Source organism: Kitasatospora sp. NPDC093102 (genome assembly GCF_040683915.1).
GTDB lineage: Bacteria > Actinomycetota > Actinomycetes > Streptomycetales > Streptomycetaceae > Kitasatospora.
This window is the reverse complement of sequence record NZ_JBFBFA010000013.1, coordinates 75492-99620: the sequence shown is the minus strand read 5'-3', so window position 1 is coordinate 99620 and position 24129 is coordinate 75492. Positions and strand designations below refer to the sequence as shown.

Here is a 24129-nt window from a genome sequence, read left to right as displayed (position 1 = left end):
ACCGCCCCGGCTCCGCCCTCCGCCCACTGCCGCGCCGCGGGCCACGGGCAGTGCACCGGCGGTGGCGGCCGGATCCTCGGCCACCCCATCGACGGCTGCCGGGCCGAGTACCCCGTCGGCGCGGCCGGCACCGGCACCCTCACGGTCGCGCTGTTCCGGACGTGACCGCCGTGCACGGAGGAGCAGCCACCATGACCATCCATCCCGACCCGGCCGACATCACCCACCGGATCGTCCGACGGCGCGAGCAACTCGGCCTGACCGAAGGGATGCTGGCCCACCGGGCCGCCATGTCGCCCGCCTATCTGCGGCAGGTCCTGTGCTCCGGGCCGGAGTTCGACCCGCCGGGGTTCGTCCGGATCACCGCCGTGCTCGGGATGACCTGGCCGGAGCTGCTGTCCGGCCGACGGGACGCCCCACCGGGGCAGACCGAGGCCGAGGCCGACCCGCACGGCCGGCTCCTCCGTCTCACCGAGCCGCAGTGCTGGGAACTGCTCGGCACCCACGGCATCGGCCGGGTGGGCCTGCCCGGTTCGTCGGCGCCCGTCGTGCTCCCGGTCAACTACGTGGTGGACGACCGGACGATCGCCTACCGCACGGCCCCCGGGGGCGCCGCCGCCCCCGACGAGAACTCACCCGTCTCCTTCGAGGTCGACCACATCGACGAACACCGCCACCGGGGCTGGAGCGTCCTCGTCCTCGGCGAGGCCCAGCACGTCGGCACCCCGGACGAGGAGCAGCACCTGTCCACCCTCCCGGGCGCCACCCCGTGGCCCGGTGGACCCCGCCCCCTGTGGGTGCGCATCCGCCCGGCCGGCATCACCGGACGCCGCATCGACGGGGGGTGAGCGCTGCCGGCCGCCGGTGGGGCCGGCCCGACCCCGTGCACGAACGCGGGGATCGACGGACAGTGGGATTACGGAAACCGCGCGCCGGGCCGGCACCGGCGGTCAACCGGAGGTAGGGCCGATGGACACCACGACGGCACCGCTCGTGGAACTGGACGAACGCGGTCTCGCCGAGCTGGTCGCGGCCCTGCGGCAGCGGGGCTTCACCGTGATCGGGCCCACCGTACGGGACGGCGCGATCGTGCTCGCCGAACTGGCCTCGGCCGGCGAGCTGCCGTACGGCTGGGGTGTCGAGGCCGAAGCCGGCACCTACCGGTTGCGCCGGCGCGACGACCGGGCGGCGTTCGCCCACTCTGCCGGGCCGCAGTCCTGGAAGACCTTCCTGCACCCGCCCCGGGCCCGGCTCTGGCAGGCCGACCGGACCGAGGACGGGACGGTCACGGTCCGGGAGGAGGACGACCCGCCGCCCCGCTACGCCTTCCTCGGAGTGCGCCCCTGCGACCTGCGCGCGATCGCCGTCCAGGACCGGGTGCTGACGGGCGGCGCTTACGCCGACCCGGTGTACGCGCCGCGGCGTGCCTCCGCCTTCATCGTCGTGGCCGAGTGCACCGAGCCCAGCGGGGTCTGCTTCTGCGCCTCGATGGGCACCGGCCCGGGGCTGCCGGAGGGATCGTCGTACGACCTGGCGCTCACCGAGACCGTCGAGGCCGACGGCCTGCATTACCTGGTCCGGGCCGGCAGTGCGGACGGTGAGGAGGTCCTGGCCGCGCTCCCCACCAGCCCCACCGACGGTGAGCACGCCCGGGCCGCCGTCGTCGGGGCCGCCGGACGGATGGGCCGGAACATGGATCCCACCGACCTGCGCGCGCTGATGGCCGGGACGATGACGGCCGAGCGCTGGGACCAGGTCGCGAACCGCTGCCTGACCTGCGGCAACTGCACCATGGTCTGCCCCACCTGCTTCTGCACCACCACCGAGGAGGTCACCGACCTCACCGGTGACCACGCCGAGCGGTGGCGGCGCTGGGACTCCTGCTTCGACCTCGACTTCTCCTACGTGCACGGCACCGGCCCGGTCCGCGCCTCCGCCCGCAGCCGCTACCGCCAGTGGCTCACCCACAAACTCGGCACCTGGCACGACCAGTTCGGCTCCTCCGGGTGCGTCGGCTGCGGGCGCTGCATCGCCTGGTGCCCGGTCGGGATCGACCTGACCGAGGAGGTCACCGCCCTACGGGCCGAGGCGGCGACAACCGGGGGAGCGACAACCGGGGGAGCGGCCGCCGAGGGAGCACCATGACGCACGCGACCACCCCCGTTCCGTACCGGGTACGGGCCCGCCACCGCGAGACCGCCGACACCGTCACGCTCGACCTGGTACCGGCCGCCGAACCCCTGCGCCCGTTCCGCCCCGGGCAGTACGCGATGCTGTACGCCTTCGGCACCGGTGAGATCCCGCTGTCCACCAGCCGGATCGACGGCGCCGTGCTGAGTCACACCGTCCGTGCGGTCGGCAAGGTCAGCCAGGCACTCTGCCGGGCGGAAACAGGTGACTGGATCGGTGCCCGCGGTCCGTACGGCACGGTCTGGGGGAGTCCGCCGACGGACAGCGACGTGCTGGTCGTGTCAGGCGGCATCGGGCTCGCCCCGCTGCGCCCGCTGATCGAGGAGACCGTCGCCCGGGCCGGGGAACTCGGCAGGGTCTCGGTGCTCACCGGATTCCGCGACCCGGGCGAGCAGCTGTTCCTCGACGACCTGCCGCGCTGGCGCACGGCCGCGGACGTCCTGGTCACCGTGGACCGCCCCGAACCCGGCTGGCGCGGTGGAACCGGCCTGGTCACGGGCCTGCTCGACCGCGCCGCTCTCCGGCCCGAGTGCTGCGCGGCCTACCTCTGCGGCCCGGAGGCGATGATGCGCGCCACCGCCCGGGAGCTGCTGCGCCGAGGCGTTCCCGCCGACCGGATCCGGGTGTCGCTGGAACGCAACATGCGCTGCGCCACCGTCTGGTGCGGCCACTGCCAGCTCGGCCCGGTCCTGGTCTGCCGGGACGGCCCGGTCTTCGGCTGGGACCACGCCGACGGCCTGCTGGCCACGCCGGAGAGGTGACCGCCATGGGTACCCCGCGACTGGCGGTGTGGAAGTTCTCCTCCTGCGACGGCTGCCAGCTCACCCTCCTCGACTGCGAGGACGAACTCCTCGCCCTCGCCGGGAGGATCGAGATCGGGTACTTCCTGGAGGCCTCCAGCCGTGAGCTGCCACCGCCCTACGACCTCTCCCTGGTCGAGGGCTCCATCGCCACCGCCGCCGACCTGGAACGCATCCGGCGGGTGCGCGAGCAGTCCCGGTACCTGGTGACCATCGGTGCCTGCGCCACCGCCGGCGGCGTCCAGGCGCTGCGCAACCTGGTGAGCCTGCCCGAGTACCAGGCCGTCGTCTACGCCCGCCCCGAGTACGTCGACAGCCTCGAAGACTCCACCCCGGTCTCCGCCCACGTGCCGGTCGACCTGGAACTGCGCGGCTGCCCGATCGACAAGCGTCAACTGCTGGAGGTCGTCACCGCCTACCTGGCCGACCGCAAGCCCGACGTCCCCACCCACAGCGTCTGCTTCGAGTGCAAGCTGCGCGGCACCACCTGCGTCACCGTCGCCCACGGCACCCCCTGCCTGGGCCCGGTCACCCAGGCCGGCTGCGGGGCGCTGTGCCCGGCGTACGGGCGCGGCTGCTACGGCTGCTTCGGGCCCATGGAGACACCGAACACCCACGCCCTGCTGCCGCTGCTGCGACGCGACGGCGTGGCGGAAGCGGACGCCGCCCGGCTCTACCGTACCTTCAACGCCGAGGCCCCCGGCTTCGCGGAAGCGGCCCGACAGGCGACGGAGGACACCGGATGACCCACCGCACTGGGCGGCTGCTGACTGTCGGTGCGTTGGCCCGCGTCGAGGGCGAGGGCGCGTTGCACGTCTCGGTCCGCGGTGACGAGGTGGAGAGCGTCCGGCTGGCGATCTACGAGCCCCCGCGCTACTTCGAGGCGCTGCTCCGCGGCCGCCGCTACACCGAGCCGCCCGACCTCACCTCGCGCATCTGCGGAATCTGCCCGGTGGCGTACCAGATGACCGCCTGCCGCGCCGTCGAGGACGCCTGCGGGGTCGAGGTGGGCGGCCAACTCGCCCGGCTGCGGAGGCTGTTGTACTGCGGGGAGTGGATCGAGAGCCACGCCCTGCACATCCATCTGCTGCACGCCCCCGACTTCCTGGGCCTGCCCGACGCGCTCGCACTGGCCCGCAGCGATCCTGCGCTGCTGCAACGCGGCCTGCGGCTGAAGAAGGCCGGCAACGAGATCGTCGAGGTCCTCGGCGGGCGGGCGATCCACCCGGTCAACATCCGGATCGGCGGCTTCCACCGGCTCCCGACGCGGGCCGAACTCGACCGCCTGTCAGCGGTCCTGCGCCAGGCGCGGGTCGACGCCGAGGACGCCCTCGGCTGGGTGGCCGGGTTCGACTTCCCGCCGCTGACGGTCCGGCACGAGCTGCTCGCGCTCAGCGACCCGGACGGCTACGCCATCGACTCCGGGACGCCCACCGGCGCCCTCGCCGGCCCGTTCGGCGTGGCGGAGTTCGAACAGCACGTCCGCGAGCACCAGGTGCGGCACTCCACCGCCCTGCACGCCACGCTCGACGGCCGGCCCCACCTCACCGGGCCGCTCGCCCGCTGGAACCTCGGCAGCGGACGCCTGCCCGCCGGAATCCGCGACCTGGCAGCCGAGGCCGGGCTCGGCCCGCACTGCGACAACCCCTTCCGCAGCATCGTGATCCGCGCGGTCGAGGTGCTGTGGGCCGTCACCGAGGCGCAGCGGATCATCGAGCAGTACGTACCGCCGCCCGCCGCGGCCGTTCCGGTCCCACCCCGGGCGGGCACCGGGTACGGCGCGACGGAGGCGCCCCGCGGGCTGCTCTACCACCGGTACGACATCGACGAGGAGGGGCTCGTCCGGCTGGCCGTCATCGTCCCGCCCACCGCGCAGAACCAGACCGCGATCGAAGCCGACCTCCGGGCGTTCATCCAGCCCCGGCTGCACCTGGACGACACCGAGCTGACCCGGCAGTGCGAGCAGGCGATCCGCAGCTACGACCCGTGCATCTCCTGCGCGGCGCACTTCCTCACCCTCACCGTGGAGCGGAGTTGACGGACATGGACAGCGGGCGGATCGTCGTCATCGGCGTCGGCAACGAGTACCGCCACGACGACGGTGCCGCCGTGGCCGTCCTCGCCGAACTCACGACCGCGGGCCTGGCCGCCGACCGGCTCACCCTGTGCGACGGCGAGCCCACCCGGCTGATGGAGCTGTGGGAGGGCGCCGACCTCGCCGTCGTCGTCGACGCGGTGCACGGCCACCCCGGCGAGCCGGGCAGGATCCACTCGGTGACCGTCGACGCCGACCACCTGCTCGCCGACCCCCTCGTGGACGAGGAGGCGGCGGTGGGCACCCACGGCCTCGGCCTCGGCCACGGCATCGCGCTGGCCGCCGCCCTGGGCCGGCTGCCGCGCGAACTGCGGATCATCGCGGTGGAGGGTGCCGACTTCTCGATCGGCGAGGGTCTGAGCCCGGCCGTCACCGGCGCCCTGCCCGGCGTCGTCGCGGAGGTCCGCCAGGCGGTGGACGCGTTCCGGGGGCACGGGACCCGGCCGTGATCCGGGTGTCCCGCTTCCTGCCGTCAGTGGGCCCGGACGATGACGACCGGGCAGGCCGCGTGCTGCGCACAGCGCGTGCTCACGGAGCCGAGCAGGGAGCGGGTGAAGCCGCCGTGGCCGTGGCTGCCGACCACCAGCAGCTCGGCGCTCCTGGCCGCCTCCAGGAGGACGTCGGAGGGGTCGCCCATGACCATCGTCTGGCGGACCTCCACCTGGCAGCCCTCGCCGAGCACCGTGTGCAGTTCGTCGGCGAAGCGCCGCTCGGCCAGCTCCCGGTCGAAGGTGGTGTCGACCACCGGCGCCGACCAGCCGAAGTGGCTCGGCGGTTCCCATGCGCCGACCGCGTCCACCACCCCGCCGATCAGCGTGGCGTGCCGGGCCGCCCAGCGCAGTGCGGCGTACGACGACGGCGAGCCGTCGACGCCGACCACGACGCGGGGCAGGGAGTCGTTCGCGTTCATCTGCACCGTCCTGTGGATCGTCGCTCCCCGACCACGGTGCTGGCCGCCGGGCGGTGCCGCCACCACGGCCCGGCACCCGGGTGACGGCCGTCCGCCGGGCGCGTGAGGCCCACTTCGCCTCCTCCCACGTGACCGACCTGCTGGCGCGCTTCCCGGAACTCCTGGCGGGCGAACCGCAGGTCGAGTTCTCCGAGGTGGTGACCGCCTTCGCCCGGTGATCCCCGGAGCCTGCGGCCCCCGGCCCCCGGCCCCCGGCCCCCGGGCTCAGTCGGCCGCGCGGCCGGCGGCCGGGGGCGGCAGACTCCGGAGGGCTCGGGCGATCTGGGCCAGCCAGCGGGTCTCGGCCTCCATGCTGCCGGTCTGGGGAAGGGCCGGCTCGGCCGGTGGCGGGGTGGTGGGACGGGGGCCGGCGGGAGGGTCCGTCCGCGTACGGGCGCGGACCAGGGCGGCGGCGATCCGGGCAGCCTCGGCCCGCGCCGCGGCGTCCGTGGTGTGGTCGTCGCCGCGCCAGGCCTGTGACGGTCCTGCCGGGGGCGTTTCGCCCGTGCGGTAGCGGCGCAGGATCAGCAGCCCGTCCCGGATCTCGATCACCCGGCGGTAGAGCGCGAGTTCGGCGTCGGTGAGGGGCATCCGGCCGGCGGAGAGGGCGATCTGCGGGAAGGCCGCGTGCAGGGCCCGCCAGAGCGGCCCGAGCGACCGGTAGTTGCGGTACGCCGCCCGCCAGCGTCGGGCGGCGCGCCCGGCGCGCGCCCACAGCAGCGTGGTGGCGCCCGCCAGCAGCAGGACCGCGCACAGCCGTCCGAGCGCCAGCGAGACCGGGTCCTCGGTGGTCTGTTGACGGCCCGTTCGCAGGGCGCCGAGAACGTCGTCGAATCCCCACGCGGCCCAGAACAGGCCGACGGCGGTGGTGAGAGTGATCAGGACGAGGGCCGTGCGCAGGACCGTGGTGTCGGCCTGGCGGGTCCAGTACGGCGTCTGGCGCAGCAGGGCGACCAGGCAGCAGGCCACGTAGCCGGTGATGACCAGGTCGTATCCGGCCAGCGCCGCGGGGCCGTAGGGGCCGGTGGCCACCGTGTGGCCGTCGGCCTCCCCGATCCGGGCGCACAGGAACAGGACGGTCGCCGAGAGGACCGCGAGGGCGGTGCCGGCGCAGCGGAGCCGCAGGGACCGGGCGTCGGCCGCGGGACGGCGCAGCGAGAGGCGGCCAGGGCGAGGAACCCGGCGGAGCCCGTCTTGAGGTGGTCGGCGAGCATGCCGGACAGGCCCGCCAGACCGGTTCTTGCGGCAGCGCCGCATCATTGCGCCGTGTCGTCGGATCCACCGCAATGCGCGCCTTGCCTATCCGCCGGGGCCGACGTGGCCGGTCAACCGTTGCGTGGTGCCCCCTCGGCTGCACCGCGCCGTGCTCACGGGGAGGGCTTGCCCCTGGCAGCCTCCCGGCGAGCGATAGTCTCGATCACATCGGAGACCGTGTCCAGTGCCTCGGGCGAGAGTTCCACCGCCCGCAGCGCCATGTTCCGGACACCGGCGTCCCGCAGCGCCTCCAGGAGGGCGAGTTCGGCGACGATCTCCTCGGGGCGGTCGTCGAAGAAGTAGGCGGGTGAGACGTGGAAGAACCCGGCCAGCGCCTCCAGGTGCCGCTGGTCGGGTTGTCGCGTTTGCCGGTGCGCAGCTGCCACAGGTAGGTGGCCGAGAAGGTCTCACCGGTGGCCTCGCGACAGGCGCGCGCCACGTCCTCGTTGCTGTACTGCTCCCGGTTGGGGCGCCGGACCGTGCGGAACAGCGCCTCGATCCTCTCGGCGAGCGTACTCGCCCCGGCTTCCGCCATCTCCGCCTCCTGCGCCACCGCTGTCGGTTCCGGCGGCGCTGGAGCACGGGGCCGGCCACCGGGTAACCATCGTAGCTTCGGGCGTCGCGCCGACGTCCGGCAGTGCTGTTCCCGGGGAGCGAACGCGGGCCCGGCCCTCCGGGGGGAGGGCCGGGCCCGACGTCCTGTGCAGGGGTGCCGCGCCTTGACCGTCAGCAGCAGCCGAAGCTGAAGCTGCCGCAGGTGCCGCACCAGCTCTGGTCGGTGCTGCTGCAGATGTCGTTGTTGGTGAAGGCCTCCTCGCCGCCGCTGAGGGCGGTCAGGTCCGGCTCGCCCAGCGGGTGGCCGGGCGCCGTGTGCGCCGTCTCGGGGTCCTTCCAGGACCGGACGAGCTCCTCGTTGCTCATGGCGTTTCTTCCGTCTCGGGAGGAGGGAGGTCCCGGCCGTCAGCAGTGGGTGCCGGTGGCCCAGGTGGGGCAGCAGCCGGCGGTGCCGAGCGCCTCGCTGCCGCCCTCCTCGTCCGCCAGGCCGCCGGTCACCAGGCCGAGGTCGACCTCGCCGGACGGGTGGGTGGGGGCGGTGGCGCGGGCGGCGTCCTCCGGGTCCTTCCAGGCACGGGCGATGCTGTTGTCGGTCATGGCGGTCCTGCCTTTCGGTGGTGGTTCCTCAACCGGCCGGCCGGACGGCCGGCCGGGCTCGTGGGACGGGCGTCGGGCGCCCGTCGGATTCAGCGGCTCGCGGCGGGGCGCACGTCGGTGTCGGCCGCGCCGAACGCGCCGGGGTGGCGCCGGGGGCGGCGTGCCCCCGGCGGGGCTCCGGTCGGCGGCCGTTGCGTCGATGACGAACGATCAGAAGGCCTGCCCGGGAGGCGCATTCCCGCAGGTTGGACGCGTTCATGACGCCTTTGCCGGCAGGGTGGACGACCCTTGACGGCACTGGGCTTCTCTGCCAACCTCTCGGCAGGTCTGGGCCAAGATCGGCCTTTCACCGGGGGAGAGGACCGGCTCCGACCCGGTTGTGCGCAGGGGGGATCTGCGGGCCGGGAGGGTCGAGGCCGGAGCGGCCCGTCGGCCGGCGGGGGCCGGTCGGACGCCACCCGGCGGCCGGGTCGCCAGAGAAGTCCGCGGTGTCGGCCACGTCGGCGCCCGGCCACGGGGAACGCGCCATTCACCGACTGCCGAATCGAGCCGCACATGCCACACTCCCTCCCCCTGCACGCGTCGCCCTACCAGCGGGGCATCTGGTTCACCGAGCGCCTCGGCCAGGTGCACGGGGTGTTCCACATGCCCGTCCTGCTCTCCTTCGACCGGGTCGACGCCGAGGCCCTCGCCCGGGCCGTCTCGACGGTGACGACACGTCACCCCGTCCTGTCCCAGGTGTTCGTGGAACGCGAGGGGAGCCTCGTACTGGAGCCCGGCACCGCTCCGGTCCTCGACGTGGTCGACGCCTCCGAGGACTGCGCGCAGAGCCGGGAGAAGCGGCTGGCCGAGGACGCGGCACGCCCGTTCGACCTCCAGGCGGGCCCGTTGGCGCGGTTCACCCTCTACCGCGGCCGAGGTGAGGCGGCGGAGCTGCTGGCCGTCGTGCACCATGCGGTCTTCGACGGGGAGTCGAAGGACGTCCTGGTGGCGGAACTCGCCGCGGCCTACGCGCACGCTCTGGGCGAGGCCGCTCCGGCCGCCGACCGGAGCCCGTCCGCGCCCCTCGCCCCGCCCGGCCCCGACCTCGTCCGCCGGGCGGCGGACCGGTACGGCCCGCGGTGGGCCGCGGCGACCGAGCCCGTCCTCCCGGGACTGCCGCGTGCCGTCACGGCCCCGGCGTCCGGAGCGTGCGACGGGTGGCGGATGGACGCGCGGGGCCGGGCGGAACTGGCCGAGGCCGCCGAGCGCTGCGGCGTCACCGTTTTCGAGTTCCTCCTCGCCGCACTGCACGCACTGCTGCTGCGCTACGGCGGCGAGGCCGTCCCGGTCTCCGTGCCGCTGTCCGTCCGGACGGCCGAACAGGCCGGGGAGATCGGGCTGTTCGTCAACGAGCTGCCGGTGCACGCGCCGGCCGGGGCGACCGCCCGAACGCCCTTCGCCGCGTACGCCCGGGCCGTCCGGGCCGAGGCCCGTGACGGGTACCCGTTCCGCTCGGTGCCCTTCGGCGAGGCGGTCGCCGGTCTCACGCCGCGCGCCGGGCTGGCCCCCGTGTCGTTCGGCTACCGGCGCGGCCGGGCCGCGGACCCGGTGTTCCCGGGAAGCGCCGTCCGGGTGGACCGTGCGCTGTTCAACGGCGCCGCCCGCAACACCCTGCACCTCCAGGCGGTCGACACCGCCGACGGGCTCGCGTTCTCGCTCCAGTACGCTCCGGCGGTCCTGTCGCCGGACGCCGCGGAGCGCATCGCCGGGCACTACACGGCCCTGCTGGAAGCCGCGACGGCCGCGCCCGAGACCCCGCTGGGCGCCCTGCCGCTGCTGGGCGAGGCCGAGCGGCACCTGGTGACCGAGGAGTGGAACACCACCACCCGCGCCTACCCGCACGAGCGCACCGCCCTGGACCTGGTGCGGGAGCGGGCCGCCGAAACGCCGGACGCCGTGGCCGTCAGCGCGGGCGCCGAGCGGCTGACCTACCGCGCGCTGGTGGAGCGGATCGACGAACTGGCCGCCGTCCTGGGCGGGGCCGGGGTGGGCCGCGGTGACGTCGTCGCCCTGCACCTGGAGCGCTCCGCCGACCTGCCCGCCGTCCTGCTCGCGGTGCACGCCGCCGGGGCCGGCTACCTGCCGCTCGACCCGGGCTACCCCGCCGAGCGGCTCGCCTTCCTGCTCGCCGACTCGGGCGCCGCCCTGCTGGTCGCCGACCGGGAGCCCGCGCCCGAGGCGGTGGCGGCGGCACCGGCCGTCCTGCGCCTCGGGCGCGGCCGTACGGAACCGGGGCCCACGGAGGCCGCTCCGGCCCCGCGCGGCGACCTCGCCTACGTGCTGTACACCTCCGGCTCGACCGGACGGCCCAAGGGCGTGGAGATCGGGCACCGGGCCCTGGTGAACCTCCTGACCTCGTTCGCGGAACGGCTCGGCTCGGGACCGCAGGACGTCTGGCTCGGCCTGACCTCGCTCTCCTTCGACATATCCGGGCTGGAGATCCTGCTGCCGCTGGTCACCGGTGGCCGGCTGGTCCTCGCGCCGGACGGCGCCGCCCTGGACGCGCCCGGCACCGTCGGGCTGATCCGACGGGAGGGCGTGACCCATCTGCAGGCGACTCCCTCGGGCTGGCGGGTGCTGCTCAGCGCCGGGCCCCTGCCGGCCGGGCTGACCGGGATCGTGGGCGGGGAGGCGCTGCCGCTCCCGCTGGCCCGCGAGCTCCGGGCCTCCCTCGGCCGGCTGGTCAACGGCTACGGTCCGACCGAGGCGACCATTTACGCCACCTGCGCCGACGTCCCCGCAGGACCGGACGCCGTGGTGATCGGCCGGCCGGTCGCCAACACCAGGGCGTACGTCCTGGACGCGAACGGCCTCCCGGTGCCGGTCGGGATCCCCGGAGAGCTCCACCTGGGCGGCGACGGCCTCGCGGACGGCTACCGGGGGCGCCCGGAACTGACGGCGGAACGGTTCGTCGAGGACCCGTTCGCCGGCGGCCGGATGTACCGCACCGGCGACCTCGTGGCATGGACGCAGGACGGCGAACTGGAGTTCCACGGCCGGATCGACGACCAGGTGAAGATCCGCGGCCACCGGATCGAACTCGGCGAGATCGAGGCCGCGCTGCTCGACCACCCGGCCGTCACCGCGGCGGCCGTCGCCGTGTGCGAGCAGGCCGAGGGCGAGCCCGCCCTCGTCGGCTACCGGGTGCCCGCGCCCGGCAGCGCACCGCTGTCCGACGCGGACCTGCGGGACCACCTGCTGCGCACCCTGCCCGGAATCATGGTGCCCCGGCAGTTCGTCACCCTCGACCGGCTGCCGCTCACCCCGAGCGGCAAGCTCGACCGGCGCGCGCTGCCCGCCCCGCCACGCGCGGAGGCCGCGGGACCTGCGGAGGCCGACGACGTCACGACGGGCATCCTGGCGATCTGGGAGGAGGTCCTGGGCGTGTCCGGCCTCGGCCCCGAGGACGACCTCTTCGACCACGGCGGACACTCCCTGACGATCATCCAGATCACCGCCCGGATCCGCGCCTCCTTCGGGGTCGAGCTCGCCTTCGACCTGTTCTTCGACGCCTCCACCCCGGCCGCCCTGGCCGCCGTCGTGCGCGAGCGGCGTTGACCGCCGCCGACTGCCCCTCCGCGTCCTCCCCGCTCCACGCCCGAACGGACTGCCGATGACCGACACCCGGGACCTGCCCGCAGACTGGTCCGCCACCAAACGCTCCCTCCTCGCCCAGCGCCTGCGCGGCGCAGCCGCCCCGGTGCGGGTGGTCGAGCCCCGCCCGGAGGGCAGCGCCCCGCCCCTGTCCAGCGGACAGGAACGGCTCTGGTTCATGGACCAGTTCACGCCCGGCGGCACCGCGTACACGCTCGCCCCGGCCCGGAGGCTGCGCGGGCCGCTGGACCGCTCGGCGCTGGACGCCGCCCTGGCCGCCCTGGTGGCACGGCACGAGGGCCTGCGGATGACCTTCCCGGTCACGGAGGACGGCAGGGCCGAGGTCCTGGTCGCCGAACCGGGCTCCTTCGCCGCCGGGTTCGTGGACGCCTCCGGCGATCCCGACCCCGGCCGAAGAGCCGCGGAGGAGATCGGGGCGCTGGTCTCCAGACCCTTCGACCTCGCGACCGGGCCGCTGCTGCGGGCCCTGCTGGTCCGGCTCTCCGACGAGGACCACGTCCTCGCCCTGGTCATGCACCACATCGTCAGCGACGGCTGGTCGATCGACATCCTCAACCGGGAACTGGACCTGCTCTACGCCCGGCACGCCCACGGCGAGCAGAGCGAACTCCCCGCCGTCCCGGTGCAGTTCGGCGACTACGCGCGCTGGCAGCGGGACCGGCTGGACAGCGGCGCCCTGACCGCCTCCCGCGACTACTGGCGCACCGAACTCGCCGACGTCCCCGCGCTGGAACTGCCCGTCGACCGCCCCCGGCCGCCGCTGCTCACCTTTGACGGCGCCGCCGTGGAACTGCACTGGAGCCCGGAACTCGCCCGCGCCGTCGCCGAGTGCGCCCGCGCCCGCGGGGCGTCGACGTACATGGTGCTGATGGCCGGCCTCCAGGTGCTGCTCGGCCGGCACACCGGCCAGCGGGACTTCGTGATCGGCTCGGCCGTGGCCGGCCGGCTCCACCGGGAACTGGAGACGGTGGTCGGGGCCTTCGTCAACATGCTGCCGATCCGCGCCAGGCTGGAGGAGGGACTGACCTTCGGACAGCTGGTCGGCCGGGTACGGGAGACCACGCTGAACGCCTACACCCACCAGGAGGTGCCCTTCGAGCAGATGGTCGCGGACCTGGACATCGAGCGGGACGTCAGCCGCTCGGCGGTGTTCCAGGCGACCTTCGCGTTCCAGAACTACGGCGACCGCACGGCCCCCACCGCACCCGCCGCCACCGCGGAGGGATTCGGGCACGCCGCCACCACGAGCCACTCCGACCTCGCGTTCTACCTGCGGGAGAAGAAGGACGGCGGGCTGTTCGGCCTGATCACCTACCGGACCGACCTCTTCGACGCCGACACCGTGCGCCGCCTCACCGAGCGCTTCGAGGTCCTGATGACGGCGGCCACGGCCGATCCGGACCGGGCCGTCGAGGAACTGCCGGTGACGACCGGCGCCGAGCAGCGCGACCTGGTCGAAGGATGGGCCGCCGGCCCGGCGCTCCCCGAGGACGGACCCGGAACGCTGACCGCGCTGCTCGCGGCGGCGGCCCGGCGGGCGGGCGACCGCCCCGCGCTGGTCTTCGAGGACGCCACCGTCACCCACCGCGAACTCGACGTCCGGGCGACGGCCCTGGCCCGGCGGCTGCGGGCGCTGGGCGTCGGCCGGGACGACCGGGTGGCGGTGTGCCTGGAACAGTCCCCGGACCTGGCGGTCGCCCTGGTCGCCGTGCTGAAGGCCGGCGGCTGCTACCTGCCGCTGGACCCGGAGCAGCCGCCCGCGCGGCTCTCCCACCTGGTGGCCGACGCGGACGTGCGCGTGCTGGTGACGGACTCGGAGCTGCGGGAGCGGTTCCCCGCGTACGGGGGCGCGGAGCTGCTGGTGGACCGCGCCGACCCCTCCTCGGACGAAGCGCAGGACGGGACGTCGCGGGACGTGCCGCTCGCGGAGGCGTCCGGACCGGACGACCTCGCGTACGTCATCTACACCTCCGGCTCCACCGGGCAGCCCAAGGGCGTCGCGGTACAGCACCGCGAGATCCTCAACTACCTGGCCGGCGTGCGGGACCGGCTGCGGATCGAGCCCGGCGCCCGCTACGGGCTGCTGCAGTCCCTGTCCTTCGACTTCAGCATCACGATGCTCTACCTGGCGCTCACCACCGGCGGCCAGGTGCACCTGCTGCCGCGGCGCATCGCCGGCGCCGAACTCGCCGACCACATCGAGGCCTCGGCCCTCGACTACCTCAAGATGACGCCCTCCCACCTGGCCGCGCTGTCCGCCGACGCCCCGCTCGAACGCCTGCTGCCGCGCCGCGCCCTGGTGCTCGGCGGGGAGGCCTCGCCCTGGGCCTGGGCCGCCGACCTGGCCGGCCGGGGCGGCTGCGCGGTGTTCAACCACTACGGCCCGACCGAGGCGACGGTCGGCGTCACCGTCCACGAGGTCCTGCCGGGGGAGCACGGCCCGGGGAGCACCCCGATCGGCACCCCGCTCGCCGGCGCGCGCTGCTACGTCCTGGACGGCGCCCGGCGGCCGGTGCCGCCCGGCGTCACCGGTGAGCTGTACCTCGGCGGGTACCGGCTGGCCCGCGGCTACCTGGGCCGCCCCGAGCTGACCGCGGAACGGTTCGTCGAGGACCCGTTCGCCGACGGCCGGATGTACCGCACCGGCGACCTGGCCCGCTGGCGGCCGGACGGCGTACTGGAGTACCTGGGCCGCGCCGACGACCAGATCAAGGTCCGCGGCTACCGGGTCGAGCCCGGCGAGATCGAGGCCGCGCTCACCGCGCTGCCCGGCGTCACCCAGGCCTTCGTGACCGTCCGGGGCGAGGGCATCCGGCAGAACCTCGTCGCCTACCTCGAACGCGCGGCCGACGCAGCCGTCCCCGCCGCGGCCGAACTGCGGGTGACGCTCGGCGAGGTCCTGCCGGACTACATGGTCCCCGCCCGGTTCGTCGTCCTGGACCGCCTGCCGCTGCTGGCCCACGGCAAGGTCGACCGCAAGGCGCTGCCCGAACCCGAGGACGCCGCCCCGGCCGGCGGACACGTCGAACCCGAGGGCGGGACCGAGACGCTGATCGCCGCGATCTGGGCCGAGGTCCTCGACGTCGCGAAGGTCGGCGCCCTGGACGACTTCTTCGAGATCGGCGGGCACTCGCTGCTCGCCACCCAGGTCGTCGCCCGGCTGCGCCGCGCCTTCCCCGACCTGCCGACGCCGGTCGGCGTGATGGACCTCTTCCGCTTCCCGACCGTCCGGCAGCTCGCCGGGCTCGTCGCCGACCCGGGCGCCGACCGGGGGCCGCGGGGGCTGTTGCACCGGCTCACCCCCGAACGCCGCCGCACCACCGCGAGCGTGGTCTGCGCGCCCTACGGCGGCGGCAGCGCGCTGATCTACAAGCCGCTCGCCGACGCCCTGCCCGAGGACTGGGCGCTGCACTCCATCGCCGTCCCCGGACACGAACTCGGCGAGGAGCCGATGGACGTCGACGAGGTCGCCGACCGGTGCGCGCGCGAGATCGTCGAGGGCGTCGAGGGCCGGATCGTGCTTTACGGGCACTGCGGGGTCGGCGTGCGCCTCGCCGTCGAGATCGCCCGCCGGGTCGAGGCCGCCGGCCGGGAGATCGACGCCGTCCACCTCGGCGGCATCTTCCCCTTCGCCCGCCCCAAGGGGCGCGGCGCCGCGGTCGGGGAACGCTGGGCCGAACTCCTCGACCGGATGCGCAGCGACCAGGACATGATCAACGGCCTGGCCGCCGCCGGGATGGACACCGACGACCTGGACCCGGAGCAGCTGCGGCTGATCGTCCGCAACCGCCGCACCGGCACCAAGGACGTCGAACGCTACTTCACCCGGATGTTCGGGACCGAGGGCGGACGGATCAACGCCCCCGTGATCGCGGTCTGCGGCGACCGCGACCCGGCCACCGAGTTCTACCAGGAGCGCTTCCGCGAGTGGCACCGGATCGCCGACACCACCGCCGTGGTGGTCCTCGACGAGGCCGGCCACTTCTACCTCAAGTACCGGGCCGCCGAACTCGCGGCCATCGTCACCGGCGTCCACCGGTCGATCGCCGCGGGGGAGGAGGACCGCCACCGCCGGACGGACGGCGCCACCTGGTGGCTGGCCGGGCTCTCCCGGGACGCCGAACGGCCGGTCACGGACGACGCGCAGGCGCCCGTCCGCCCGACCATGCGCCGCTTCCTCACCGTCGCCTCCGGGCAGCAGGTGTCGATGATCGGATCGGCGCTCACCGAGTTCGCCCTCCCGGTCTGGATCTACCTGCGCACCGGCTCCCTCGCCCAGTTCGGGCTGCTGGCCGCCTGCGGCCTGGTGCCCGGCATCCTCGCCGCCCCGCTCGCCGGCGCGATCGTCGACCGGGGCGACCGGCGCCGGACCATGCTCCTCGGCGACCTCGCGGCCGGCCTCACCCAGGCCGTCCTGCTCCTGCTCTACGCCACCGGCGGCCTGGAGGTCTGGCACGCCTACGCGCTCGTCGCCGTGCTGTCCGCCGCCCTCTCCTTCCAACGACTCGCCTGGAACGCGGCCGTGCCGCAGCTCGTCCCCAAGCGCTACCTCGGCCGCGCCAACGGCGTGGTCCAGATGGCCTTCGGCCTCGCCCAGTTCCTCGTCCCGCTGTTCGCCGTGGGCCTGCTCGCCGCGATCGGGCTCGGCGGCATCCTCGCCCTCGACGTGGCCGGTTACGGGGTCGCCATCGCCGTCACCCTGGCCGTGCGGTTCCCGGACGTGATGGGCTCCATCCGGCGGGAGAGCATTCCCGCCGAGATCCGCGAAGGCTTCCGACGGGCCCTCGGCAGCAGCCACTTCCGCGCGATGCTGCTGTACTTCGCGGTCCTGAACGTCTTCCTCTCCCCGCTGTTCCTGCTCACCACCCCGCTCGTGCTCTCCTTCGCCCCGCTCTCGGCCGCCGGCTGGGTGTCCACGGCGGCCGGCCTCGGCGCCGTGCTCGGCGGGATCACCCTGGTCGCCTGGGGCGGACCGCGCCGGCAGAAGCTGCGCGGAGTGCTGCTCGCCACCCTGGCGGTCGCCGGGGCCTGTCTGCTCACCGGGCTGCGCCCGTCGATCTGGACGGTCGCCCTCGGTGCGTTCGGCATGACCTTCGCGCTCGCCCTGCTCAACGGCGCCTACGCGACCATCGTGCAGACCAAGGTGCCGCTGCGCTTCCACGGCCGGGTGATCGCGGTCAACACCATGGTCGCCTGGTCGACCCTGCCGGTCGGGTTCGCGGTGGTCGCCCCCTTCGGGCCCGGACTCCTCCAGCCGCTGATGGACCGCGGCGGCGCCCTCGCCTCCACCGTCGGCCGGCTCATCGGCACCGGTGACGGCCGCGGCATCGGACTGCTCTACCTGCTGTTCGGCCTCGCCATGGCCGCCCTCGCGCTGGTCTGCCTGGCCGTCCCGGTGCTGCGCCACTTCGACCGGGACGTCCCCGACGCAGACCCCGACGACCTGGTCGGCCTGAAGACCATCCAGGACCGGGCCGCCGGCGCCGCCGCACCCACCCTCCCCCACCGCTCCGAGACCGAGGTGACCGTCCGGTGACCAGCACCACCCATCCACTGACCGCCGAACAGCGCCGGCTCTGGTTCCTCCAGCAGCTCCACCCGGACGACGCCGGTTTCAACATGTACCTCAACCGGCGCTGGACCGGCCCGATGGACCCGCAGGCCCTGCGCACCGCCCTCGGCCGGCTGGCCGAACGGCACGAGATCCTGCGCACCCGCTTCGTGTACGACGGCCCCGGGGCCGCGGAGCCCGTCCAACTGGTCCAGCCCCCCGCCGGGATCGACCTGGTCACCCTGAGCCTGCCCGAGGGCGCCACCGAGGCGGACTTCACCGACGCCTGCCGCCCGTACGTCAACGCGCCGTTCGACCTCGCCGCCGCGCCGCCCCTGCGCGCTACCCTGATCAGTGCGGGGGAGCGGGAACACGCCGTCAGCGTCGTGGTCCACCACATCGTCGCCGACGGCTGGTCCTTCCGCACGATGTGGCGCGAACTGCTGGCCCTCTACCGCGAGGCGATCGGCGAGACACCCGCCGACCTGCCGGAACTCGCCCTGCAGTACGGCGACTTCGCCCGCGCCGAACAGGCCAGGACCGGCGGGGAGGCGGGCGAGGAGGCGTTCCGGTTCTGGGCGGACCGGCTCGCCGGCACCGGAGCGCTGCGCCTCCCGTTCGACCGGCCGAGACCGACGGAGCCCACCAGACCCGCCGGCTTCGTCACCGTCGACCTCGGCCCCGAACCGACCGCCGCCCTCGACCGGCTGGCCCGGCAGGAGCGGTGCACCCCGTTCATGGTGCTGCTGACCGGCTACCAGTGCGTGCTCGCGCGCTGGACCGGCTGCCGGGACTTCGTGGTCGGCACCCCGCTGGCGGGCCGCACCGAGGCGGCGCACGAGGCGCTGCTCGGCTACTTCAACCGCACCGCGGTGATCAGGTCGGACCTGACGGGGGATCCCGACTTCCGTAGCGTGCTGAAGCGGACCAGGTCCGCCGCGCTCGCCGCCCTGAGCCGCCCCGACGCCCCGGCGGAGCGGCTCGCCGCCCACCTGGGCCTGCCCGCGGACACCGGAGCCGGACCGCTCTACCAGGCCGTCTTCGTCCACCAGAGCCAGAACGAGCTCGCGGTCGGCTCCGGCGGGCCCACGCTCCCCGCAGGCGTCCGCACCACGAGCATGGACTCCGGCTTCGAGCAGGCCAAGACCGACCTGCTGCTCGACAGCTGGCGCACCGCCGACGGCGGCATCACGCTCTCCTTCTGCTACGACCGGGAACTCTTCGACCGGGAGACGGTCGAGGCGCTCGGCGACCGGTGCCGGGAGCTGTACGCGCGGATCGTCGAGGACCCGGAACTCCCCCTGCACGGCGACTGGTTCGTCGGAGCGCGGGAGCGGACGGCGCTGCTCGCCCTGGGGGCGGGGCCGGCGGCCCCCGCCACCGTGCGGACGGTGCTGGAGCGGTTCGCCGACCAGGCCGCCGCGCGACCGGACGCGCCCGCCCTGGACTGCGACGGCCGGACGCTGTCCTACGCCGAACTCGACCGGCGGTCCACCGAACTGGCGCGCCGGCTCGGCCCGGTGGCCGGCCGGGTGGTCGCGGTGTCGATGGCGCCCTCCTTCGACCTGGTCGTCGCCCTGACGGCGATCTGGAAGGCCGGCGCCGCCTACCTCCCGCTCGACCCGGCCCACCCCGAGGACCGCCGCGCGCTGATGGTCCGCCAGGCCGACGCCGTCCTCACCCTCACCGGCGCCGACCTGCCGGGCGCCGGGACCACCGACCTCGCCCCGCCCGACCCGCAGGGCCTGGCCTACGTCCTCTACACCTCCGGGTCCACGGGCACGCCGAAGGCCGTCGCGGTCGACCACGCGGCGGTGGCCGCCCGGGTCGACTGGATGGCGGGCCCGGACGGCTACGCGCTGGGCCCGGCCGACCGGATCGTCCAGTTCGCCTCCCTCGGCTTCGACACCCACGTGGAGGAGCTCTGGCCGGCACTGGCGGCCGGGGCGTGCGTCGTGCTGCTGCCCGGCGGCGGCCGGACCCTGCCCGACCTGCTGGACGGCCCGTACGGCCGGTCCGTCACCGTGCTCGACCTGCCGACCGCCTACTGGGAGGAGCTCGTCGGCCTCGGCGAGCAGACCCGCTGGCCGGAGGCGCTGCGCCTGGTGGTCATCGGCGGCTCCGAGGCGCGCGCCGACACGGTCGCCCGGTGGCGTCGGCGGCACGGGGACGCGGTCCGGCTGGTCAACACCTACGGCCCCACCGAGGCCACCGTGATCGTCACCGCGGCCGAGCTGACGGCCGCCGACACCGAGCGCCGGCCCTCGCTGGGCCGTCCGCTGCCCGGGGTCGGGGTCCACGTGCTGGACGAGCGCGGCGGGCTGCTGCCCCGGGGCGCCGAGGGCGAGCTGTACATCGGCGGCAGCGGCCTGGCCCGGGGCTACCTGGGCCGGCCGGATCTGACCGCGGCCGCCTTCCTGCCCGATCCGTTCCTCGGCGGCGTGATGTACCGCACCGGGGACCGTGCCCGGTGGCGGGCGGACGGCCGGCTGGAGTTCCTGGGGCGCGGCGACGCGCAGCTGAAGCTGCGCGGCTACCGGATCGAGCCCGCGGAGATCGAGTCCGCGCTGACCTCGCACCCGGCCGTCGCGCAGGCCGCCGTGCTGGTCCGGGACGGCCGGAGGCTGCTGGCGTACGCCGTCCCGAGCCCGGGCAGCGAGCCCGGACCGGCCGAGCTGCGCGAGCACCTCGCCCTGCGACTGCCCGCCTACATGGTCCCGGACACCGTGCTCACGCTGGCCCGGCTGCCGCTGACCCCGAACGGCAAACCCGACCTCGCGGCCCTGCCCGACCCCGGGCCGGCCGACGGGGCGGGCTACGTCGCGCCGCGCACCGACGCCGAGCAGCTGGTCACCGAGCTGTGGCAGGAGGTCCTCGGAGTGCCCCGGGTCGGGGTGTTCGACGACTTCCTCGCGCTCGGCGGGGACTCCCTCCTGGTCACCCGGGTCGCCGCGCGGATCCGGTCCGGCCTCGGGCTCGACATCCCCATCCGCGACGTGTTCGAGAGCAGCACACCGGCCGCCCTCGCGGCCCGGATCGAGGCGCTGCTGATCGCCGAGATCGACGCGCTCACCGAGGAGGAGGCGGCCGGGCGCCTCTCCGGCTGAGCGGTCGGGGCCCGGCTCCGCCGTGTGCGGCGGAGCCGGGCCCCGAGGGCGTGCCGGCGGGTGGGCCGATCGGCTCGGTTGGTCGGTTCGGTCGAGCGGGTGGGCCGGGCAGGACGCGATCCGGGGGTGCGGCCGGCGACGGTCCGCACCCCCGCCGTCTGCGCGTCAGAGCCCGGCCGCCCCGGTCAGCGCGGCGGCGAGGTCGCCGGCCAGCGCGGTCACCGTCCCCGCCTCGAAGGCGTGCTCGTTGTACCGCAGCCAGCACCGCAGCGCGCCGTCCGGCTGCTCGGTGACCGCGAGCTCCGGGACGTGCCGGTCGCCGCCCGGCAGCGGGTACGGCACGGTGGCGTTGCGGGGCAGCTCCCACGCGGCGCAGGCCACCCCCGGCAGCTGGGCCGGCGCGCTCCAGCTCTCGTACCTCAGCCAGGCCGCGAACGGCACCAGCGGGCTGAACTCCGCGAACGGGTACAGCTGGTGGTCGAGCGCGGCGGTGGCGGCGGAGCGGACCCGGTCGAGCAGTTCGGCGAACCCCGGCGTGCCCGACACGTCCACCCGCACCAGCAGCGACTGCACGAAGCAGCCGAATGCCCGCTCCGCCTCCGGCCGGGTCCGGCCGGGCACCGGCGTCATGAGGACGAGGTCCGGCCGTCCGCTGCGGGCGGCCAGCAGGCCGCTCCAGACTGCCGCCACCGCGAGGAACGGCGTGGCCCCCAGCTCCGCCGCCCTGGCCCGCAGCGCGTCCGCCGTCTCCGGGGGCACCGTGAACGCGTGGGCGGCGCTCAGCACCACCTCGGTGTGCCGGCGCCCCGGGAAGGGGTCGACCGCGGCGGGCGCGTCCGCGAGGGCCGCCGCGAAGTGCGTGCGGGACGCCGGCCAGTGGGCGTTCGACCACTCCACCAGCTCGCGGTACTCCGGGCCGGGGCGGGCCGCCGGCGGCCGGCGGCCGTGGCTCAGCGCCGAGTAGGCGACTCCCAGGTCGCGCAGGAGCAGGCCCAGCGACCAGCCATCGCTGACGAGGTGGTGGACGGCCAGCAGGACAACGTGGTCCTCCGGTCCGCGGCTCACCACGGCCAGCCTGGTCATCGGCCCCGACGCGACGTCCGTCAGCCGGTCGCGCACGGCGACCAGCCGCGCCGACACCTCGTCGTCGCCCGCGCCGGGCGCCTCCACCAGCACCACGTCCGCGTGCGGTTCGTTGTCCAGGACGGCCCGCAGCACCCCCGGTTCGGCACCGGGCACCGGGACGAACCTGGTCCGCAGCGCGGGGTGGCGGCGGATCGTCTCGTGCAGGGCCTCTGCCAGGACGTCCGTCCGCAGGCCCTCCGTCACCCGGAACATCACCGCCACCGAGCCGACGTTGCGGCCCGGGGCCTCGGCCATCCAGCGCAGGAAGTTCTCCTGCTGGGAAGTGAGCGGCAGGTCGTGCGGCTGCGCGCGCAGCGAGCGGAGGAAGTCGGACACCTCGGCCCCGGGCCGCTCCACCGTGCCGGCCGGAGAGGCTTCGGCCCGCTCCAGCCAGGCCGCCTGGGCGCGGAGCGAGGGGCGCTCGAAGACGAGTGCCGTGCGCGCCGCCACGCCGAACTCGGCGGAGATCGCGGCGGCCAGCTGGACGGCACGGAACGAGTCCCCGCCGAGGGCGAAGAACTCGTCCTCCACCGCCCGGACCGGCCGCCCCAGCACCGTCCGCCACAGGCCCGCCAGGGCGAGTTCCCGCTCCGTCTCGGGGGCCCTTCCGGTCACCGGGGCGGGTTCCTCGAACGCGGTCCGCAGTTCGTGCTTGACCACCTTGCCGCTCGGGTTGCGCGGCAGGGAGTCCAACACCAGGATGCGCACGGGCAGTTCGGGCCTGGCGAGGCGCTCGCTCAGGAAGAGCCGCAGCCCGTCGGGGTCGATTCCGCCCGGCATCGGGACCACCGCGGCGACCGGCACCTGGCCCATCACCGGATGCGGCAGGCCGAGCGCGGCGGCGTCGGCGACCTGCGGGTGCTCGTGCAGCACGGCCTCGATCCGCAGCGTCGAGACCTTCAGCGCACCGGACTTGACGATGTCGCTCTCCCGGTCGACCAGGTGGAGGAAGCCGTCCTCGTCCAGCCTGCCGAGGTCGCCCATGCGCACCCAGCCGTCGCGGAAGACGGTGTCGGAGTCCGCCCCGGCGTATCCGCGCGGCGGGCCGGGCTGGCGCAGCCAGATCTCGCCGGTCCCGCCGGGCGGTACCGGTTCCCCGTCCTCGTCCAGGATCCGCAGGTCGGCGGGGTCGGTCGGGCGGCCCAGCGAGCCCGGGCGGCCGGGGTCCACGATCGCCGAGATCTGGGCGGGCGAGGCCTCGGCCGAGGTGTAGGTGTTGACGACCATCGCCTTCGGCAGCGCGGCGCTCAGCCCGGCGGCGACGGCCGGCGGGAGCGCGGCGGCGGTGGAACCGACCAGCAGGACGCTGCCGAGGTCCCGGCGGTCGGCTGTCCCGGAGTTCAGCAGTTCCACCGCCATCGACGGCACCAGGAAGACCGTGCCCGCGCCGAACTCCTCGACCACCCGCCCGAATTCCTCCGCGTCGAAGCGCGGCAGACAGATCGTCGTGGGCTGCGCGGTCAGCGCGTTCACCAGCACCGCCTGGGCGGCGTTGGTGCCGATCGGGAAGGCGTGCACCGCGTGCCGCGAGTGCGCGTACGGGCGGGGCCGGGGGTTGAGGACCAGGCCGGCGGTCAGGCTCGCGTGCGCGGCCCGGACGCCCTTCGGCGTGCCGGTGGTGCCGGAGGTCCCGATGATCTGGGCCAGGTCCCCGGGGCCGACCCGGTGCGGGGGGTCGTTCCCGTCCGGAGCGTCGAGACCGTCGAGCCCGAAGGTGGGCAGCATGGTGCGCGGGCCGTTCCCGGCGACCGCCCAGCGTGCCCCGGCGGCCTCCACCAGCTGCTCCACGTCGGCCGGGGCCAGGTCCTCGCGGATCACCAGTCCGGCCGCGCCCGCGTAGTGGGCGGCCAGGAACGCCACGGCGTACTCGTCCCACTCCCGGTTGGTGAACAGCAGCGCCACCGTGTCCCCGGGTCGCACACCCGCCCGGGCCAGCCCGTGCGCGGCCCGCACCGCCCGCTCGCGCCACCGGCCGTAGGTGAGGCTCCCACCGCCGGGCACCAGCAGCGCGGTGCGTTCGGGATGGAGCGCGGCCCGGTGGTCCAGGAGCGCCGGAAGCGTGAGCGGAACGGAGACGGGCTGGGCGCTGATGACGACTCCCGGGAGGCTTTCGGAGCGCGGCGGACCGATGCCGGACGAAGATCGGCCGCTGATCGGTCCAGACCGTATCGGAACGGTGAAGGCGGGCGCCAGATCCGTCCACAGATCGTCATGACCCTTGGCACGCACGCCCGGAGGCGTCGCCCCGC

At 75.0% G+C, this 24129-nt stretch carries 16 protein-coding genes; 10 read left to right on the top strand and 6 right to left on the bottom strand.

Annotation, left to right across the window (positions count from 1 at the left end; genetic code table 11):
* Positions 1-191 precede the first annotated feature (191 nt).
* From AB0O11_RS19630 to AB0O11_RS19605, 6 genes are all read left to right on the top strand, one after another.
* Positions 192-848 (top strand): pyridoxamine 5'-phosphate oxidase family protein, encoded by a 657-nt coding sequence (locus tag AB0O11_RS19630; protein ID WP_363388276.1) that lies wholly within the window; start codon positions 192-194, stop codon positions 846-848.
* A 121-nt stretch (positions 849-969) separates the two neighbouring features.
* Positions 970-2145 carry a 4Fe-4S dicluster domain-containing protein gene (locus tag AB0O11_RS19625; protein WP_363388273.1) on the top strand — a complete coding sequence of 392 codons (1176 nt, stop codon included), beginning with the start codon at positions 970-972 and terminating at the stop codon, positions 2143-2145.
* On the top strand, positions 2142-2951 hold the full coding sequence (locus AB0O11_RS19620) for an FAD/NAD(P)-binding protein (RefSeq protein WP_363388270.1): 810 nt from the start codon (positions 2142-2144) through the stop codon (positions 2949-2951). The genes AB0O11_RS19625 and AB0O11_RS19620 overlap by 4 nt, the downstream gene beginning before the upstream one ends.
* Positions 2952-2956: 5 nt before the next feature.
* On the top strand, positions 2957-3736 hold the full coding sequence (locus tag AB0O11_RS19615; protein WP_363388267.1) for an oxidoreductase: 780 nt from the start codon (positions 2957-2959) through the stop codon (positions 3734-3736).
* A complete protein-coding gene (locus tag AB0O11_RS19610) occupies positions 3733-5028 on the top strand; it encodes a nickel-dependent hydrogenase large subunit (RefSeq protein ID WP_363388264.1) in 1296 nt (431 codons plus the stop codon). The genes AB0O11_RS19615 and AB0O11_RS19610 overlap by 4 nt, the downstream gene beginning before the upstream one ends.
* Before the next feature lie 5 nt (positions 5029-5033).
* Positions 5034-5534 (top strand): hydrogenase maturation protease, encoded by a 501-nt coding sequence (locus tag AB0O11_RS19605; RefSeq protein ID WP_363388392.1) that lies wholly within the window; start codon positions 5034-5036, stop codon positions 5532-5534.
* 23 nt (positions 5535-5557) lie between these two features.
* On the opposite strand, the gene AB0O11_RS19600 is transcribed toward AB0O11_RS19605, so the two are convergent.
* On the bottom strand, positions 5558-5995 hold the full coding sequence (locus tag AB0O11_RS19600; RefSeq protein WP_363388262.1) for a universal stress protein: 438 nt from the start codon (positions 5993-5995) through the stop codon (positions 5558-5560).
* A gap of 53 nt (positions 5996-6048) precedes the next feature.
* Between AB0O11_RS19600 and AB0O11_RS19595 the strand changes: the two genes are divergently transcribed.
* Positions 6049-6213 carry a hypothetical protein gene (locus tag AB0O11_RS19595; protein WP_363388259.1) on the top strand — a complete coding sequence of 55 codons (165 nt, stop codon included), beginning with the start codon at positions 6049-6051 and terminating at the stop codon, positions 6211-6213.
* A 46-nt stretch (positions 6214-6259) separates the two neighbouring features.
* Here the strand turns inward: AB0O11_RS19595 and AB0O11_RS19590 are convergent, their stop codons facing one another.
* The 4 genes from AB0O11_RS19590 to AB0O11_RS19575 all read right to left on the bottom strand — a co-directional run bounded on the left by AB0O11_RS19590 (position 6260) and on the right by AB0O11_RS19575 (position 8440).
* Positions 6260-7291, bottom strand: coding sequence for an MAB_1171c family putative transporter (locus AB0O11_RS19590; RefSeq protein ID WP_363388389.1), 1032 nt, complete (start codon positions 7289-7291; stop codon positions 6260-6262).
* Positions 7292-7401: 110 nt separating this feature from the next.
* A complete protein-coding gene (locus AB0O11_RS19585) occupies positions 7402-7674 on the bottom strand; it encodes a hypothetical protein (RefSeq protein ID WP_363388256.1) in 273 nt (90 codons plus the stop codon).
* A 340-nt stretch (positions 7675-8014) separates the two neighbouring features.
* Positions 8015-8209 carry a hypothetical protein gene (locus AB0O11_RS19580; protein WP_363388254.1) on the bottom strand — a complete coding sequence of 65 codons (195 nt, stop codon included), beginning with the start codon at positions 8207-8209 and terminating at the stop codon, positions 8015-8017.
* Positions 8210-8248: 39 nt separating this feature from the next.
* Complete coding sequence (locus AB0O11_RS19575) at positions 8249-8440, bottom strand: hypothetical protein (RefSeq protein ID WP_363388251.1); 192 nt, start codon at positions 8438-8440, stop codon at positions 8249-8251.
* Positions 8441-8995: 555 nt separating this feature from the next.
* On the opposite strand from AB0O11_RS19575, the gene AB0O11_RS19570 reads away from it, so the two are divergent.
* From AB0O11_RS19570 to AB0O11_RS19560, 3 genes are read left to right on the top strand one after another with little or no spacing between them, the layout of a single operon-like run.
* Positions 8996-12040 carry an amino acid adenylation domain-containing protein gene (locus AB0O11_RS19570; protein WP_363388248.1) on the top strand — a complete coding sequence of 1015 codons (3045 nt, stop codon included), beginning with the start codon at positions 8996-8998 and terminating at the stop codon, positions 12038-12040.
* A gap of 55 nt (positions 12041-12095) precedes the next feature.
* On the top strand, positions 12096-17633 hold the full coding sequence (locus AB0O11_RS19565) for an amino acid adenylation domain-containing protein (RefSeq protein ID WP_363388246.1): 5538 nt from the start codon (positions 12096-12098) through the stop codon (positions 17631-17633).
* Positions 17630-20755: an amino acid adenylation domain-containing protein gene (locus AB0O11_RS19560; RefSeq protein ID WP_363388244.1), complete on the top strand. Its 3126-nt coding sequence runs from the start codon at positions 17630-17632 to the stop codon at positions 20753-20755. The genes AB0O11_RS19565 and AB0O11_RS19560 overlap by 4 nt, the downstream gene beginning before the upstream one ends.
* A gap of 165 nt (positions 20756-20920) precedes the next feature.
* Here the strand turns inward: AB0O11_RS19560 and AB0O11_RS19555 are convergent, their stop codons facing one another.
* Entirely contained in the window at positions 20921-24109 is a 3189-nt protein-coding gene (locus AB0O11_RS19555) for an AMP-binding protein (protein ID WP_363388241.1), read from the bottom strand.
* Positions 24110-24129 lie beyond the last annotated feature (20 nt).